Here is a 16,769-nt window from a genome sequence, read left to right as displayed (position 1 = left end):
GGACTGACATTCAGAGGGATACCCCATGTTCTACGTGCAACGCGATGCACAGGGCCAACTGGTCCGGGTAGAGGCCGCACCCTACGCCGAATACACGGAAATCCTCCCGGCCGACCATGCCGAGGTCCAGGAGTGGTTCGCCGACGATGTGGTCGAGAACAGCCTCAAACAACTCAAGCAGAGTGACCTGGACATGATCCGGGTGCTCGAGGATTTGATCGAAGTGCTGACCACCAAAGGCGTGATCAGCATTACCGACCTGCCGCCCGGCGCGCAGGCCAAATTGCTCAGCCGCTCCAATGCTCGCCAGGTGCTGGGCGGGTTGACCAACCTGATCGATGACAGTGAAGAAAACGGCGGCCTGATCTGAGTGCTGCAGGCCCGTTGCCGGCCTGCAGCCGCTTGCCTCAACGCCAGGGTGCCGGCTCGCCGATCAGTCGTCCCTGAACCCCTTGAATGCCCATCTCACGCAATACCTTGAGCTCACCCTCGGTTTCGACCCGCTCGGCAATCAGCGGCAAGTCGATGCTGTGCGCTGCGCGCTGGATCGCTTCGATGAACAGGCGCTTGTGCCGTTCATGGTCGATGGCGCGGATATAGCTGCCGTCGATTTTCAGGTAGGCCAGGCCCAGGTGCGCCAGGTTGCCGATCATGCTGAAACGTCCGCCAAAACGCTGCAGGCTGAGGCTGAAGCCCAAGGCCCGCAGGCGGCGGGTGAGCTGTTCGAGCACCGCTTGTTCAGGCAGTTGTTCTTCGCCGATCTCAAGGGTCAGGCGCGGGCCCAGCACAGCGTTCTGGCCAAGCAGCTCGTAGACTCGCTGTAACGCCTTGGGGTCGGCCAGGGTCGCCGCCGACACGTTCAGGGCCAGCGCTTCATTGTGGTTGTGCATATGCTTGAGCACCTGTTCGAGCATCAGCACATCGAGCCGCGCCGACCAGCCAAAACGCTCCAGCCACGGCAGGAAGCGCCCGGCGGCTACGGCCTGGCCCTGGGCGTCGAGCACCCGCGAGATCACTTTGTAATGCAGCACACGCTCCGGCGCATCGCAGGCCACCACCGGCTGGAAGAACAACTGGAAGCGACCCTGCTGCAACGCCTCATCAAGCAGCGTGTGCCAGGCATGGTGAGTATCGCCGGCTTGCGGCGCGGTGCCCTGCTCCAGGCACACCCAGCCCGGCTCCAGCTGGCTCTCGGCGCGGGCCAGGGCTTCGTCGGCAAGCTTGAGCAAGGCCTGCGGGTCATCGCCCGGACTGTAAGGGGCCATGCCGATGCAAGCGACCGGGGTCACATCGCTGGCGCCGGTGTCGGCCAGGCTCTGCAAGGTCACTTCCAGGGCCTGGGCCAACTGGGTCGCCTCTTCATGCACCAACCCCGGCGCCAGCACGGCGAACTCGCCGCCGCGGCTGCGGGTGATCAGGTTGTTGGTTTCCGGGTAGTTGCCGCAGATGCGTTGCAACTGCTGGCCGACTGCTTGCAACAACTGGTCGGTGCGCTGACCACCCAGACGCTGGTTGAGCCCGGCCAGGTCCTTGACCCGCAGCAACAGCAGGTAACCCGGGCGCGCTTCTTCGAGGTTGCTGACCAGGGCGTTGAGCTGCATTTCGAAATAGCGGCGGTTGGCAAGGCCGGTGAGGCTGTCCTGGTACGACTCGACCCGCAGCTTCTCGCTGCGTTCGGCCTGCTCCTGGAACAGCGCCTTGAGCTTCTCGACCATCTGGTTCATGGCCTGCACTACCCGGCGCAACTCCGGGGTGCGTGGCAGGTCTGGCAGGCTGAGGAACTCACGCCGGGCAATGGCGTGGGACTGCGCCACCATGTAATCCAGCGGCTTGAGCTGGCGACGCAGCAACAATGCACCAAGCACCGCACTCAACGCGCCGCACAGCAGCAGCCAGCCGAGGCTGCCCAGTGCACTCTGCCAGAGCTTGGCCAGGGCGAACATCGGATGGCTGACCACCTCGACCCGTGCCGCCTGTTGCCAGCCGCGGCTGACGATGGCATCGCCACCGGCCGCCTCCAGGCCGATCAGGCGGATGAACCAGGCCGGCACACCATTGGCATCAGGCTCGGCATGGCGTTCGACCAGCAGGGCGTTGGAGCCCATGTCGATGACCTTGATGCTCGAATAGTAACCACTGTCGAAGATCGAGCTGACCATCAGCTCGACCATTGCCGGGTCATCGATATTCGGTGTCAGCGACAACGCCAGGGCCGTGGCGGCATCCTGGGCGTGAGAGCGCAACTGGTTGACGTACTGGCTGCGCGAACTCTCCAGGCTGACCATGAAGCTGCCGCTGAAGGCGACCACCAGGAACAGGCAGATGGCAAGCAGCAATTGTTTGAACAGTGACATCTGTGCTCCTTCAGTAAGCCGGCTCGGCGGGGAAGCCTTCGGCCTGCATCTTCTTCAATAGATCCTGCCAACGCGACAACCGTTTGGTGTCGCCGACTTTCTTGTTGCCACCCGCCCCGGTCAGCCACAGGCCCTCACCGTTGAACGAATACACCGGCAACAGATCCGGCCGCTGGCTGGCGGGCTTGATCGCATCGATCAGGCTGTCGAGCACCAGCGGCATGGCCTCCGGGCTTGAATAATAGGTCAGGACCATGTGCGCACGGTTCTGGCGCAGGGCCTTGACGTAGGTAATGCGCAGTTTTTCGGCAGGAACCCCGAGCCGACGCAGGCTGAAATACTTGGCGATAGCGTAGTCTTCACAGTCACCAGCGCCCTTGATCAACGATTGCACCGGCGTTGCCCAGTAGTCCACCTCACGCCACAGGTCGATGTCTTCGACATAGCGCAACTGCTGGTTGAAGAACTGGTTGACCACCTTCAGGCGCTCAGCTTCGCTGCCTTGCTTCTGGGTTGCCAACAGGTTCTGCCAGGCATCGATGCGGCCCTGACCAGGCCCCAATGGCCCGTACAACGACTGAGCGCGGCGGCTGATCTGGGAAAAATCCCAGTCCGCATGCAGGCCGCCCAGCAACAGGCAGCCGAGCACCACGGCCAGGCCAAGCCGGCGCAGGGTCAATTGAACAGCCCAACGTATCGCCAATGCGAATAATCCGCGCAGACTTGTGAGAAAACGCCGATGGTGCGGCCTCACCCCGAAAAAAACAATGGCACCATACAATCACCCTGCCATCAACCTGTTGATCATGAGCAACCCCTTGTCAGGCGCGGGCTACAACCCTGCTTCCCTTGAGCAAAAACTTCCTTCACGATAGCAAGCATGGCGCCGGTGAGCGTGGTTTCGCATTGTTGATGCGCGGCCTCATCGATGCGGTTTGACAAGTAAATCTCTCCTAACTAGGGTTATTGGATCCAATGACCCCCTTCGACTTCAGGCAAAGACAGCGTGGGCGGAAAAACCAAACTCCTGAGCGAAATCCTGGGTGGCGAGCAAGTTCCGCCACACTTGGCTCGTACTGTGATCGAAGAACGGCTGCGCAGTGCCATCCTTGATGGTCGCCTGGAGCCCGGTCTGGCGTTGCGCCAACAGGAACTGGCCACTTTGTTTGGCGTCAGCCGCATGCCCGTGCGCGAAGCCCTGCGCCAACTGGAGGCGCAATCGCTGCTGCAGGTGGTGGCGCACAAAGGTGCGGTGGTCGCGCCGCTGATCGGCGAAGATGCCGTAGATACCTATGCCTTGCGGGTCATTCTGGAATCCGAAGCGTTGCGTCAGTCGATTCCGTTGCTCGATGCCGACGACATTGCCCTGGCGCGCAGCTATATCGCCCAACTGGAAAACGAAACCCGGCATGCCGAAATCGGGCGCCTGAACCGCTTGTTCCACATGAGCCTGTATAGCAAGGCGACCAATCAGAAACTCTTGCGACTGATTGAAAACGAACTCAATGAAGAAGAACGCTTTCTGCGTTTCCACTTATCCTCGATGGGCCTGGGCAAGTTGACCCAGGACGATCACATCGGGTTGGTGGACGCCGCTAATGACAAGTCGGTTGAAGATGCCGTCAGGATTCTCGAACGCCACCTGAACAACGGGGCGAAAACGATGAAGGCCTACCTGAACCGACAATCGACAGAGTGAAACCACGGCCACTGCCGGCGACCCCGGCCAATGGCCGCAATTGCGCTCGGGGCATACCTTGAGCGAAAGGAAAGGCAGTGCACGCCCCTACTCTTCAGCGCAGAACCGTACCAGGCTCTGCCCAGCCGCCCCAGGTTCGTCTGATCTGCCTTGCCTGCAGCGAGGACCATCTGAGCCAATACCGTGCCTGGGCAGCGGAGCTTAACGAACATATCGAGCTGGTGACCGTCAACGTCCTGGCCTACGGCGATCTGACAACCTCGCTGCCCCTGCAAAACACGTGCGCCCTGGTCGCATCTTTGGTCGAACGCTTGCAGGTCTACCTGCGCAACCCCCATGCCCTGTTCGGCCAGGGGCCGGGCGCCCAGCTAGCCTTTGCCCTGGCCAATCACGCCGCGCAACTGCACCCAGGGCAAACTCGTCATCTGTTTGTCTCCACATGCGACAGCCCCCATGCGACGACGGCCGGTGAATCGGCAGCAGCGCTCAACGTGCCCGTCACTGCGCTGTATCCGTCAGGTTATCTATCGCGGATGCTGGGCTGGCATGATTTCAGCAGCCGCGAGATCGAGCTGATCGAACTACCTGAAGAGCAAGGCAACGACCTTATGTTCAATCAGCGCCTGCTCCAGATCATCAACACCCATCTGGGCCTGCTAAGCCTGTAAACCCAGGCCCACGGCCTTCCGGCAAGGGGCTCTGGCCCCTGAATTCTCTCCTCCTGTTGCCGCCAGCCATGGCGGCCCCTGCATTTTCGGCACACTCTTACCCGCGCAGCGACCGCTGATCGCCGTCAGGCGGGCCAGGTCGCGTGCCTATTGCACACCTGCAGAAGGAGCCTAGCGCCGGGCAAGGACCGATAACGATCAGCTGCCCCCAAGAGTCAACCCCGTCCGACTTACATTATTTAGTGCTCCGAGTGAGGCATTCACTCACGCAGTTTTTATTCTGACACTTCGTTGCCGGAAGGAGCACTTACATAAAAATAAAACTTTAAACCAAAGTTTTAATTACTTGTCTCACACCCGAAAATATCAACTGAAAATATAATTAACAAAATGATTGCCGAACACTTAAAAGTTGTTCTAACTTTTTATCGGCACGGGCCAGCCTGAGTAAAAAAATACCCGTAAGCCTGTGAACAGGATGCTTATTGCATCGATACGCCTGCCATCGCGCTTTTATCGAATGATTCAGTCGAGGCCCCTGCTCGGCCCTCGAAAACTTCGACACTGGCGCTGAAGGCGAATGAACCGAACGTCAGCCACTGACAAGGAAACGCCATGAGCACTTTGACTTCGCACCTTATCGCCCGCAAAGCCGAACTTGCCGCGCACCCCATCTTTGCCGAAATAGATTCATTACCGGTATTGCAACGGTTCATGGAAACCCATGTATTTGCAGTCTGGGATTTCATGTCGCTGACCAAACGCCTGCAACAGGAGCTGACCTGCATCCAGTTGCCCTGGTTGCCGCCGCTTGATCCGAACGCCGCGCGTCTGATCAACGAGATCGTCCTCGGCGAGGAGTCCGACGATCGCCTGGGCCAGGGGCACTACAGCCATTTCGAGCTGTACCTGGACGCCATGCGTGAAGTCGGCGCCAGCACCTCGGCGATCGAACGCTTCATCAACCTGCAACGAGAAGGTGTCGGCTATGCCAGCGCCCTGCAACGCGCAGGTGCCAGCGAGGCGGCCCGGCAGTTCGTCTGCCACACCCTGGAGACCGCCCTGGGCGCGCCTGCCCATAGCGTCGCTGCAGCCTTCCTGCATGGGCGTGAGAGTGTGATTCCATGCATGTTCCAGCGCATCCTCGATGACTGGGGCATCACCGGCGAACAGGCGCCGACGTTGCGCTACTACCTGCAACGGCACATCGAAGTCGACGCCGAAGATCACGGCCCGGCCGCCGAGGCCCTGCTGGCCCGGCTGGTGAAAGGCGACCCGGGGCAGGAGCGCCAGGTATTGGAAGCTGCCATTGCCGCCGTCGACAGCCGCATTGCCCTGTGGGACCGCCTGCGCCTGTCGATGCGCGAGCCCGTCGCGGAGGTCAGCGCATGAATGCCCTTGATTACCACTCCTGCGCCGAGGCCTGGGAGAGCCGCGCAACCATCCGCACCCGGCCGCGACGCCTGGTCGAGGACGATCAGCGGCTGATTTATCCGCTCAGCCGCCAGCCGCTGGTGCTCAGTGAGACCTTTATGCGCGAGTGCCCGCAGCAGCGCGATTTCGCCCTGACCCAGAGCCTGTACAAGTTCATCAACGACGTGGTGATTTTCGAGACCGAGATCGTCGACCGCACGGCGCGGCGGATCGCCAAGGATCGCTTCGCCATTCGCTTTCCATTCGCCTGTCGCTATGACGCCATGACCGTGGTGGTGGATGAGGACTACCACGCCCTGGTGGCCATGGACTTCATGCAACAAACCATCGCCCTGACCGGGATTGAACCGATGGCCCTGCCCGAGGAAATCGAGCTGAGCAGGGCGATCCCCGCAGCCCTGGCGCTGGCGCCGGCGCACCTGCGCGACGCCCTTGAGCTGATCTGCGTGGGCATCGCCGAGAACACCCTGACCGACGATGTCGCCGCCTTCGCCCGGGATGACACGGTCAAGCCATCGGTGCAGGGCTTGATGGCCGATCACCTGCTCGACGAAGGCCGCCATTCGAGCTTCTGGGCACGGCTGGTGCGCATCTACTGGCACAGCGCCCCCGACGCGGACCGGCACTGCATCGCTGAAATCCTGCCGGTGTTTCTCGCGCAGTACCTGACCAACGACATCCAGAAGCGCTTCGACTTTGCCCTGATCGCCCAGTTGCCGATCAACGAGACCGCGCGAGCGGCGCTGCGCCAGGAAGTGACGTCCATGGCCTACCCGATCGATCACCAGCATCCGCTGCTAGGCAACATCCTGCGCCTGTTCCGCGCCAGTTCCATGCTCGACTCGCCCTGTGTGCAAGACGCTCTGGCGCACTACCTGCCCAAGCCAAGGAGATAACCATGAGACGCCTGGAAATCCTTCTGATCGGCGCAAGCCCGGCGCTGCAGCTGCTGCATCGGGAACTGTACGAGCACGGTCACGCGCTGCACCTGGCCGACAGCGCCGAAGCCTTGCTGACACGCCCCTGGCGCCAGCCACAGTTGCTGATCGATGACGGCAGCCTGGCGCTGCGAGCCTGTGACTGGCAGACGTTGGGCGACTGCGCCCTGCTGAGCTTGCGTCTGGGGGTCTATGTGCAAAACCCTGACGCCCTGCCCACACTCGAGCTGCTGTGCTGGACCGGCAGCGCCACCGCGCAACGCCTGATCGAGCGCCAGCGTCTGGCGCCCGAACGTTCAGGTAACGGTCAGCACTTGCGCTTGCACGCCATCGACAGCCTGCGGGACATGCTCGCGCTGCTCGTCAGCCGCTTCTCGCGAAACCCTGAATACTTGCAGCAGGCTGCCGCCATCAGCCCCGGGCAACAGGATCAGGAACAGGGCCTCGACTGGCTGGAGCAGTTGGCCTGTTTCCACCGTTTCAACCAGACCGATAACCCCGCATTACTCGCCGCGGCCGACGTCCCGCTGATCGAGCGCCTGGAGCAGAGCCTGCGCCTTCATGCCGACAAAACGGCACTGAACCTCAACGGCCAGCGCATCAACTACGCACAGTTGCATGCCCAGGCGGCAGCCATCCAGCAACGTATGAGTGTTTCCTCGACCAGCACCGAACCACCCGTGATCGGCGTTTGCCTGGGCAAGTGCGCCGCGCTCTACGCCAGCGTGCTCGCGGTATTCGGTTGTGGAGCGGTGTACTTGCCGCTGGACCCGGCGCAACCGGCCGAACGCCTGCGCTACATTCTGGAGAATGCCGGCGCCAGCTTGCTGCTACATGACGGTCAGCTGCCAGTGGATGACCTGTCACTGCCGACCCTGGACCTGCGCCAGCTGCCCACACCGCTGGCGCAGCCGCTGCCATCACTGTTGCGCCAGCGACCCGCGCCAGACGCCCCCTGCGTGGCGATCTACACCTCGGGCACCACCGGCCAGCCCAAGGGCGTGCTGCTCAGCCAGCGCAACCTCAGCCACTTCCAGGCCTGGTACAGCGCCCATGTGCAGCTGGATCAGCACAGCCGCGCACTGCAGTTCTCGACCATCGGCTTCGATGCCTCGTTGCTGGATATCCTGGCCACCTGGGTTTGCGGCGGCGAGCTGGTGGTACCCACTGAAGATCAACGCCGCGACCCGGCGCGTCTGCTGGCTCTGCTCCACGACCAGCAGGTGACCCACGCCTTCCTGCCGCCGGCGCTGCTGAGCATCCTGCCACGCGACCAGCCGCTAGGGCTGAGCCACCTGATTACCGGCGGCGATGTCTGTGAGCCGGAGGTGATCGCACGCCTGGCCGGGCAGTGCCAGCTGCACAACATCTACGGCCCGACCGAAACCACCGTGCTGGCGACGACCCGGGTATTCCAGGCTGACGACAACAACCGCAACCTCGGCCGCCCGATCGCCAACACCCAGGTGTTGATCCTCGACGACGAGCTGCAACCGGTCGCCGAAGACAGCCCCGGTGAGTTGTACATCGCAGGGCCGGGCGTTGGCCTGGGCTATCTGAACAATCCAACCCTGAGCGATGAGCGCTTCCTCAACCTGCCGCGTGCCGATGGCAGCACGATCCGCGTGTACCGCAGCGGCGATATCGGCAAATGGACAGCCGACGGCATCGAGCTCTGTGGCCGCCGCGACAACCAGGTGAAGATCCGCGGCTTTCGCGTCGAACCAGAGGAGATCGAGCACTGCCTGCGCAGCAGCGGGCTGTTCCACCAGGTGGCGGTGGTCATCGATGGCCAGCGGCGGATCCTGGCGTTCTGCGCACAAGCCACTGGCGACAATGGCGAAGCTGCCCTGTGCCGGCATGCCGAGCAACGACTGCCCGACTACATGCGCCCAGGCGTCTATCAGCAACTGGCACAGATGCCCTACACCGCCAACGGCAAGATCGATCGCCAGGCGCTGCTGGCAATGCCACCGGCCCTGGCGCCGCGCGACCAGCACTTGGGTCCGGTTACGCCTGTTGAAACGCAGCTGGTTGAGGTGTGGAGCGAACTGCTGGAACTGCCCGAGGAGGACATCTCCACCGACGCCAGCTTCTTTAGCCTCGGCGGCCACTCGATCCTGCTATCGCGTTTGTTGCTGGCGGTTCGCGAGCAGTTCGCTTGCGCCATTGCGATCAATCAGTTTATCGAGATGCCTACCGTGCAGCGCCTGGCAACGTTGGTCAGCGGCGAGCATACGCAGGCTCACGGCCTCGATCCGCAAGCCGAACGCGATGCCTGTCGCGAACTGCATCTGAATGTGCTGCCAATGGCGCAATTGGGCGATGTGCACAAGGTAGTCGTCACTGGTGCCAACAGTTTTCTTGGCGTGCACCTGATCGAAGCGCTGCTTGCATGGGGCGCCAGCGAAGTAGCCTGCCTGGTGCGCTCCAGCGCCAGTCAGTCAGCGCCGCAACGTTTCGCCGCAGCGCTGGTGGACAACGGCTTGCACGGCCTTGACATGAGCCGGGTGAAAGTCTTCGCCGCCGACCTGCGCCAGCCGCGACTGGGCCTGACCGACAGCGACTACGACTATCTGGACAGCGAGTACGGTGCGCTGCTGCACAACGCAGCGCAGGTCAACCATGTGCTGGATTACCGCACCCTGGCTGCCGACAACGTCGAGCCACTGTTCGAGTGCCTGCGCTTGTGCGAAGGCCGGCGCAAGAAAGTCTTCAATTTCATCTCGACCCTGTCGGCCTGCAGCGCCATCGACACCAATGGCCAGGTGCTGGAGCGGGACCCGGCGACAACACCGCCGCTCTACCTGCGTAATGGCTACAACCTGAGCAAATGGGTGGGCGAGCGCATCCTCCAGCGTGCCCGCGCCCAAGGGGTGTGGGTCAACCTGTTTCGCCCCGGCAACATCACCTTCGACAGCCGCAGCGGCATCTGCCAACCCCAGCGCAACCGGCTGATGCTGATGCTCAAAGGCTCGTTGCAACTCGGTCAGGTGCCGGCCCTGGAGCTCAACTTCGACCTGATGCCGGTGGATTTTCTCGCCCGCTTCATCGCCTTCCACAGCAGCCGTTACCAGCCCGAGCAGGCGGTGTTCAACCTGCACAACCCCGAGCCACTGAGCTGGAGCGACTACGTCTCGGTGTTCCGTGACAGCGGCACGCCATTCGAGCTGGTCAGCATCGAGCAGTGGCAACGGCAGTTGCAGCGAGTCGATCGCGACAACGCGCTGTTCGATGTTCTGGGTTTCTACCTGGATGGCTTCGAGGAAGACATCGGCGACATCTCGCGAATCGAGCATGGCAATGCCCGCGCCGGTGTCGAGCGCATGGGCGCGCGCTACCCGCAGAAAACCCCGCAGTTGCTGCAACGCGGCTGCCAGTACCTGCACGACATTGCCTTCATCTGACCGCCTTCAACCCACGCAGGAGATCCACCCATGCAAGCCCTTCAACCCGACACCCTGATCCACAACCCTGCTGGCTGCCGAGTGGTGGCCAGTGTCGAGATCGCCAGCGATGCCGCCAGTGTCTGGAACATCGTCGGCAATTTCGCCGGCTTCCCGGTGTTCATCCCGGCCCTGGCGCACATCGAGATGACCGGCAACGGTGTGCGTTCGGTGCGCAAGAAGCTGTTCAAGGACGGCAACGTGGTCATCGAACAGCTCAATACCCGTGACGAGCAGGCCATGAGCATGACCTGGAGCCTGATCTACACCAGCCTGAACATCGGCAACCTGTGGGCGGCGATGCAGGTCGAGGCGCTGGGCGAGCGCCAGGCGCGAGCGACCTGGACCATTCAGGCCGAGCCGTGGCAAGGCGGCAGCGAGGCGCTGCCAGGCTTTCAGGCGTTTTTGCAGGGGTTTGCCGATGAGGCGATGAACAATGTGAGGAATTTGTTGAGTTAAACCTGATCGCGAGGCAAGCCCGCTCCTACAAGAGCGAGCTTGCCCTGATCAACAGTTGCAAAATAGTCCAAGGATGCCAACAATGAGACTAATTATCATTTATGACCCCTTCAGCAGCGCACCTTCATGCCCTCTCGAGAGTCCGTGCACACGCTTTACAGCCACCACCACGGCTGGCTGAACACTTGGCTGCGCAGCAAGCTGGGCAATGCCGCCGATGCCGCGGATCTGGCCCAGGACACTTTCGTGCGCCTGCTGCAGCGGCGCGAACAGCTGGAGCTGAACGCCCCCCGGGCGTTCCTGCGGACCATCGCCCGCGGCCTGGTGATCGACCATTGGCGGCGTGAAGAGCTGCACCGCGCCTACCTCGAAGCCTTGGCGCACCTGCCCGAGGGCGAAGTCCCTTCGCTGGAAACCCGCGAACTGCTGCTGGAGCTGCTCGAGCGCATCGCGCAGATGCTTGACGGCCTCAAGCCCAAGGTGCGCCGCGCCTTTTTGCTGGCGCAGTGCGAAGGCTTGAGCCACAAGGACATTGCCGAGCAGATGGGCGTGTCCTTGCGCTCGGTAGAGCGCTATGTGGCCGATGCCCTGTATCACTGCTACCTGCTGCGCTACGAGAGCGAGGCGTAAGCTGGCATGACAACTCTCAACCCCGGCCCGCGGGTGGTCAAGCAGGCTATCCACTGGATGCTCAAACTGCGTGAAAACGGCCACAACGCTCATCTGCAGCAACAATGCGAACGGTGGCGTACAGCCCATCAGGACCATGAGTTGGCCTGGCAACGGGTGCAATCCCTGCATCAGGAGCTCAACCTGCGCGCCATACCAGGTGCCAGTGTGGCCTTGCAGACCCTGGAGAACAGCAGCCAGCGCCTGCACCGGCGTCAGGCCCTGAAGCTGCTCAGCGGCGTGCTGGTGCTCGGCTCGGCGGCCTGGCTGGGCAAGGACCTGGACGTTGTCAGCCCGCTGACCGCAGATTTTACCAGCGCCACCGGTCAGCGGCGCAGCTTGCGCCTGCCGGATGGCTCGTTGCTGCAACTGAACACCAACAGCGCCGCCGACCTCGCCTTCGAGGCCGATCAGCGCCTGATTCGCCTCAAGCGCGGCGAGTTGATGCTGACCTGCGCCAAGGATACGACCGGCCCGGGTCGTCCGTTGCTGATACGCACCCGCGAAGCCTTGCTGCAAGGCTTCGACGGCCGCTTCGTGGTGCGCCAGGACAGCGACTGCACCCGCATCAGCGTCAACCAGGGCAGCGTCGCCATCCACTCGCCAGGCCCGCTGCAATGGGTTCACGCCGGCCAGAGTTATCGCCTCGATGCCCGGGGCGCAACCCTCCTGCACAATCAGGACATGGATACCGGCGCCTGGGCCGAAGGGCTGATCGTCACCCGCGACATGCGCCTGGGCGATTTCCTCGCCGAAGTCGGGCGCTATCGCCACGGTTATCTGAGCTGCGCCGATGACATTGCCGACTTGCGCCTGTCCGGTGTGTTCCGCCTTGAGGACACCGACAAACTGCTGCAGCTGCTGCCGCAGACGCTGCCAGTGAAGGTCAGCCATCGCACTCGCTGGTGGGTGCGCCTCGAGCGACTGGCCTGAACAAGTTTTTTTGGCGGGTTTTACCAACGAGTCCGGCTAGGACAGTAAGCGACTCCTTCTGCCCTTACCGACTCTACGGATGCTCTCCATGCGTAATGCTTCGCCCCTGTTGCGGCTCAACAAGAAGAATGATTTTCAACCTGTCTTAGATTCTGCCACGAGCAGCACCCTCGGTAAGGCCATCCGCGCCGCGCTGCTCAGCACCGCCCTGGGCATTACTGCTGTACCGGCTGTGGCGCTTGCCGCGCAAGCGGGCAGTGTCAGCCAGCAGTACAACATCCCCGCCGGTTCCCTGGATGACGTGCTCAACCAGTTCGCCCGCCAGGCCCAGATCACCTTGTCGAGCACGCCGCAAATGACCCAGGGCCTGCAGTCGCCAGGCCTGCAAGGCAGTTACGCCACCGACCAGGCGCTGCGCCAATTGCTCAACGGTTCGGGCCTGGAGGCCGTCAGCCAGGATGGCGGCAGCTTTGTGCTGCGGGCTCAGCCACAGGACGCAGCGCTGTCGTTGCCAAGTACAGAAGTGCGCGAGTTCGCCCTGGGTAACGCGCTGGGCAGCATGGAAGGCTACAACGCCACCCACAGCCAGGTCGCGACCAAGACCAGTGCGCCGATTCTGGAAACCTCGCAGTCGGTGTCGGTGGTTACCCGTCAGCAAATGGACGACCAGGGCTCGCAGACCGTGGCCCAGACCATGCTCTACACCCCGGGCGTGCTGACCAACCCCTATGGCGCGACTCACCGCTACGACTACGTGGCCATGCGCGGCTTCAACGACGGCTCTGTGGATAACATCTACCTGGACGGTCTGAAGTCCATGGGTGACAGCGGCACCTACAGCACCATGCAGGTCGATCCGTACTTCCTCGAGCGGGTGGATATCCTCAAGGGGCCGTCTTCGGTGCTCTATGGCCGCAGCTCGCCCGGCGGCCTGGTCGCCCTGACCAGCAAGAAGCCACTGTACGAGGCCTATCATCAAGTCCAGGCCACCGTCGGCACCCAGGGCCAGCGTGGCGTCGGTTTCGACTTCAGCGGCCCGCTGGATGACGACCAGCGCATCGCCTATCGCCTGGTGGGCCTGGTCGATCAGTCCGACACCCAGTTCGACCACAACGAAGAAAAGCGCTTCGCCCTGGCGCCAACCGTCAGCATCAACTTCAGCGAAGATACTTCGCTGACCCTGCAGGCCTACCTGCAGCATGACCCCGACGGCGGTTATCACGGCGGCGTGCCGGCCGATGGTGCGCTGCACCAGCGCAATGGCCGGCGCATCTCCGATCATTTCTTCGAAGGCGAGCCGGGCGTCGACCGTTACGAGCGTGACCAGCAGTCGTTCGGCTACCAGTTCGAGCACCGCTTCAACGACGTGTTCAGCGCGCGGCAGAACCTCCGCTACCTGGATTCGACGGTGAAGATGGACCAGGTGTATGCCTGGGGCTGGACCACGCCGACCAGCAATGAGCTGAACCGCTACTACACCGGCGGCGATGAAAAACTGCATTCGTACATCATCGACAACATGCTCCAGGCCGAATACTTCACCGGCAGCGCCAAGCACACCACACTGCTGGGCTTGGACTACCAGCGACGCAAGACCGTGGTCGACTGGCGCAGTGGCGCCCTAGCCCCCATCAATGCCTTCGATCCGCAGTATGGCAACTCGCAAATCACCTACTTCGACCCCACCAGCTACCTGCGTCGCCTGCAGCAGACCGGCGTATACCTGCAGGACCTGATCGAGCTCGACCAGTGGCGTTTCTCCCTGGGCCTGCGTCAGGACTGGGTGAAGACGTCGGATGAGAACCGCATCGCCGAAGCCAGCCGTCCGCTGGGGACCAAGATCAGTGACGAGCGTACCAAGCTGACCGGTCGCGCCGGCGTGCTGTACCTGTTCGAGAACGGCATTGCGCCGTACATCAGCTACTCCGAGTCGTTCAACCCCAACTCCTACGCCGACCAGTCGGGCAACCCGCTGGCGCCGACCGAGGGTACCCAGTGGGAGGCCGGTATCAAGTACCAGCCGCCGGGCACCGACAACCTGTTCACCGCCTCGGTGTTCCGCATCGAGCAGGAGAACCTTGCCTCCAAGCTGCCGCAGGAAGAGTTCTACCGTCCTGTCGGCCAGGTCCGTTCTCAGGGCCTGGAGCTGGAAGCGCACATGCAGGTCACCGACAACCTGAAAGTCCTCGGCAGCTACACCTTCACCGATATCGAGTACTCCAAGTCGATGCCGAGCACGTTGCTTGCCAGCGACCTCGACAACAAGGGCAACTCGCCGACCCAGGCACCGCGGCACATGGCCTCGCTGTGGGCTGACTACAACGTCCGCCAGGGCGCCCTCGACGGCCTGCGCCTGGGCGGTGGTGTGCGCTATGTCGGCTACAGCTGGGTGGATGCCGAGAACACCATGAAGGTGCCCTCCTACACCCTGTTCGATGCTTCGGTTGGTTATGACCTGGGCAAGGTCGGGCTCAAGGGGCTGGATGTGCGGCTCAACGCCAACAACCTCACCAACGAAAGCTACATCGCCTCCTGTGCCAGCCTGAGTTACTGCTACATGGGCGAAGAGCGCAACGTCAGTGCCACGGTCAGCTACCAGTTCTGACCTCACCTGTATGAACGCCAAAGCCAGCACCTGATTCCGGGCGCTGGCTTTGTTGCATCTGGCGACTTACCCCGGACCTTTACTCATGCGTCAGCTCTACGTACTGCTACACCGCTACCTCGGCCTGATCACCGCACTGTTTCTAGCCCTGGCCGGCCTCACCGGCAGCGTCCTGGCCTTTCATCACGAACTGGACGAATGGCTCAACCCTTCCTTCTACGAAGCCCCCGCCGTGGGTGAACGGCAGCAACCGGGGGTGCTTGTGGATAAGTTGCAGGCCGAGCACCCGCGGCTGCAGGTCTGGTACATGGAGTATCCGAACGAGCCTGGGCATGCAGCACTGCTGGCGATGGTGCCACGCAACGATCCTGCCAGCGGCGAGCCCTATGCCGAGAAGAACACCGTGTTCTATCTCGACCCGGTCAGCGGCCTGACCCTGGGCCAGCGCTATTGGGGTGAATGCTGTTTCTCCCGGGAGAACTTCATGCCGTTCATGCTCGAGTTGCACTACAGCCTGACCCTGCCCGGTAACTGGGGGATCCTGCTGATGGGTGTGGTGGCGATCATGTGGGTGATCGACTGCTTTATCGCCGTGCTGCTGACCTTGCCTCGTGGGCGGCCGTTCTGGGGCAAGTGGTCGAAAGCCTGGAAGATCAAGGGCGGTCATGCCTATCGGCTGAACATGGATATCCACAGGGCAGGCGGTTTGTGGTTGTGGTTACTGCTGCTGCCGGTTGCGCTCAGCAGCGTGGCGATGAACCTGCCGGCCCAGGTGTTCAAACCGGCGGTGTCGTTGTTCTCACCTGTCGAGCCAAGCGTCTATGAAGCCCGTGGCACCCTGCCCAAGGCACAACTGGGGGTTACCCAGCTGAGCTATCAACAGGCCTACCAGCTGGCACAACAGGAGGGTCAGCGGCTGGGGCTGAAGGCGCCGATCGGTGAGCTGTACTACAGCTTCGAGTACAACTTCTATGGCGCGGGGTTTGGTCAGCACGATACCGATGCCCAAGGTAAGTCCTGGTTGTTCTTTCACGGGACTGACGGGCATCTGCTGGGCAAGGAGATTGCCGGGCAAGGCACCCTGGGGGAACGCTTTTACCGCCTGCAGCTACCCATCCATGGCGGACGCATCATCGGTATGACCGGCCAGGTGTTGATTGCAGTGCTGGGCGTGATGATTGCGGTGCTGTCGTTGACCGGGGTGTATATCGGGTGGCGCAAATTGCAGGCGCGGCGTAGTGGGAAGGTGCGTAGAGCTGGATAAGTGCTGGTGACGCCTTGGGATCTGTGGGAGCGGGCTTGCCCCGCGATCGGGCGCACAGCGGTCACAATTCAGGCTTCACCTGGTGTGCTGGCTGTACCGGCCTCATCGCGGGGCAAGCCCGCTCCCACCAGCACTACCACAACCACCAACACAGAAAGAGCAATCTGCAACCGCCAGAAAGACAAAACCCCTGTCTGCAGTGCAGACAGGGGTTCTGGAATTGAATCTTGACGATGACCTACTCTCACATGGGGAAACCCCACACTACCATCGGCGATGCATCGTTTCACTGCTGAGTTC

14 protein-coding genes are annotated in these 16,769 nt (G+C 62.2%); 11 read left to right on the top strand and 3 right to left on the bottom strand.

The genetic code is table 11. From position 1 onward, the window contains the following. Positions 1 to 25: 25 nt before the first annotated feature. Positions 26 to 370 (top strand): hypothetical protein, encoded by a 345-nt coding sequence (locus tag NLX68_RS08995; RefSeq protein ID WP_036995343.1) that lies wholly within the window; start codon positions 26 to 28, stop codon positions 368 to 370. A gap of 37 nt (positions 371 to 407) precedes the next feature. Here NLX68_RS08995 and lapD read toward each other — a convergent pair whose 3' ends face one another. Both lapD and lapG read right to left on the bottom strand, forming a co-directional pair. Beyond that, the gene (gene lapD, locus NLX68_RS08990) at positions 408 to 2,354 is read right to left on the bottom strand and encodes a cyclic di-GMP receptor LapD (RefSeq protein WP_254283721.1); all 1,947 of its coding nucleotides are present in this window, start codon (positions 2,352 to 2,354) and stop codon (positions 408 to 410) included. A 10-nt stretch (positions 2,355 to 2,364) separates the two neighbouring features. Then, complete coding sequence (gene lapG / locus NLX68_RS08985) at positions 2,365 to 3,057, bottom strand: cysteine protease LapG (protein WP_045197930.1); 693 nt, start codon at positions 3,055 to 3,057, stop codon at positions 2,365 to 2,367. A gap of 303 nt (positions 3,058 to 3,360) precedes the next feature. Between lapG and NLX68_RS08980 the strand changes: the two genes are divergently transcribed. From NLX68_RS08980 to NLX68_RS08935, 10 genes are all read left to right on the top strand, one after another. Continuing rightward, positions 3,361 to 4,053 carry a GntR family transcriptional regulator gene (locus NLX68_RS08980; RefSeq protein WP_254283720.1) on the top strand — a complete coding sequence of 231 codons (693 nt, stop codon included), beginning with the start codon at positions 3,361 to 3,363 and terminating at the stop codon, positions 4,051 to 4,053. Positions 4,054 to 4,130: 77 nt separating this feature from the next. Further along, the gene (locus NLX68_RS08975) at positions 4,131 to 4,721 is read left to right on the top strand and encodes a thioesterase domain-containing protein (protein ID WP_254283719.1); all 591 of its coding nucleotides are present in this window, start codon (positions 4,131 to 4,133) and stop codon (positions 4,719 to 4,721) included. A gap of 615 nt (positions 4,722 to 5,336) precedes the next feature. Then, positions 5,337 to 6,113 carry a DUF3050 domain-containing protein gene (locus tag NLX68_RS08970; protein ID WP_254283718.1) on the top strand — a complete coding sequence of 259 codons (777 nt, stop codon included), beginning with the start codon at positions 5,337 to 5,339 and terminating at the stop codon, positions 6,111 to 6,113. Beyond that, positions 6,110 to 7,051 carry a diiron oxygenase gene (locus tag NLX68_RS08965; RefSeq protein ID WP_254283717.1) on the top strand — a complete coding sequence of 314 codons (942 nt, stop codon included), beginning with the start codon at positions 6,110 to 6,112 and terminating at the stop codon, positions 7,049 to 7,051. The genes NLX68_RS08970 and NLX68_RS08965 overlap by 4 nt, the downstream gene beginning before the upstream one ends. Positions 7,052 to 7,053: 2 nt before the next feature. Beyond that, complete coding sequence (locus NLX68_RS08960) at positions 7,054 to 10,500, top strand: non-ribosomal peptide synthetase (protein ID WP_254283716.1); 3,447 nt, start codon at positions 7,054 to 7,056, stop codon at positions 10,498 to 10,500. Positions 10,501 to 10,530: 30 nt separating this feature from the next. Then, entirely contained in the window at positions 10,531 to 10,998 is a 468-nt protein-coding gene (locus NLX68_RS08955; protein WP_254283715.1) for an SRPBCC family protein, read from the top strand. A 126-nt stretch (positions 10,999 to 11,124) separates the two neighbouring features. Beyond that, positions 11,125 to 11,628, top strand: coding sequence for a sigma-70 family RNA polymerase sigma factor (locus NLX68_RS08950; protein ID WP_026001151.1), 504 nt, complete (start codon positions 11,125 to 11,127; stop codon positions 11,626 to 11,628). A gap of 6 nt (positions 11,629 to 11,634) precedes the next feature. Then, positions 11,635 to 12,600, top strand: coding sequence for a FecR domain-containing protein (locus NLX68_RS08945; RefSeq protein ID WP_254283714.1), 966 nt, complete (start codon positions 11,635 to 11,637; stop codon positions 12,598 to 12,600). 88 nt (positions 12,601 to 12,688) lie between these two features. Beyond that, positions 12,689 to 15,205, top strand: coding sequence for a TonB-dependent siderophore receptor (locus NLX68_RS08940; protein WP_254283713.1), 2,517 nt, complete (start codon positions 12,689 to 12,691; stop codon positions 15,203 to 15,205). 85 nt (positions 15,206 to 15,290) lie between these two features. After that, positions 15,291 to 16,469, top strand: a complete 1,179-nt coding sequence (locus tag NLX68_RS08935; protein WP_254283712.1) for a PepSY domain-containing protein — start codon at positions 15,291 to 15,293, stop codon at positions 16,467 to 16,469. Between the two features lie 68 nt (positions 16,470 to 16,537). On the opposite strand, the gene NLX68_RS08930 is transcribed toward NLX68_RS08935, so the two are convergent. Further along, positions 16,538 to 16,769: hypothetical protein (locus NLX68_RS08930; RefSeq protein ID WP_254283711.1), on the bottom strand; the 232-nt coding region annotated here is incomplete at its 5' end.

Source organism: Pseudomonas sp. SBB6 (assembly GCF_024213215.1).
Lineage (GTDB): Bacteria > Pseudomonadota > Gammaproteobacteria > Pseudomonadales > Pseudomonadaceae > Aquipseudomonas > Aquipseudomonas donghuensis.
This window is presented reverse-complemented; position numbering and strand designations above follow the sequence as displayed.

Excerpts from the sequence above, each read along its gene's own strand:
- NLX68_RS08995 (WP_036995343.1), top strand. The coding sequence starts at position 26 with ATGTTCTACGTGCAACGCGATGCACAGGGCCAACTGGTCCGGGTAGAG.
- lapD (WP_254283721.1), bottom strand. The coding sequence starts at position 2,354 with ATGTCACTGTTCAAACAATTGCTGCTTGCCATCTGCCTGTTCCTGGTG.
- NLX68_RS08970 (WP_254283718.1), top strand. The coding sequence starts at position 5,337 with ATGAGCACTTTGACTTCGCACCTTATCGCCCGCAAAGCCGAACTTGCC.
- NLX68_RS08965 (WP_254283717.1), top strand. The coding sequence starts at position 6,110 with ATGAATGCCCTTGATTACCACTCCTGCGCCGAGGCCTGGGAGAGCCGC.
- NLX68_RS08960 (WP_254283716.1), top strand. The coding sequence starts at position 7,054 with ATGAGACGCCTGGAAATCCTTCTGATCGGCGCAAGCCCGGCGCTGCAG.
- NLX68_RS08955 (WP_254283715.1), top strand. The coding sequence starts at position 10,531 with ATGCAAGCCCTTCAACCCGACACCCTGATCCACAACCCTGCTGGCTGC.
- NLX68_RS08950 (WP_026001151.1), top strand. The coding sequence starts at position 11,125 with ATGCCCTCTCGAGAGTCCGTGCACACGCTTTACAGCCACCACCACGGC.
- NLX68_RS08945 (WP_254283714.1), top strand. The coding sequence starts at position 11,635 with ATGACAACTCTCAACCCCGGCCCGCGGGTGGTCAAGCAGGCTATCCAC.
- NLX68_RS08940 (WP_254283713.1), top strand. The coding sequence starts at position 12,689 with ATGCGTAATGCTTCGCCCCTGTTGCGGCTCAACAAGAAGAATGATTTT.
- NLX68_RS08935 (WP_254283712.1), top strand. The coding sequence starts at position 15,291 with ATGCGTCAGCTCTACGTACTGCTACACCGCTACCTCGGCCTGATCACC.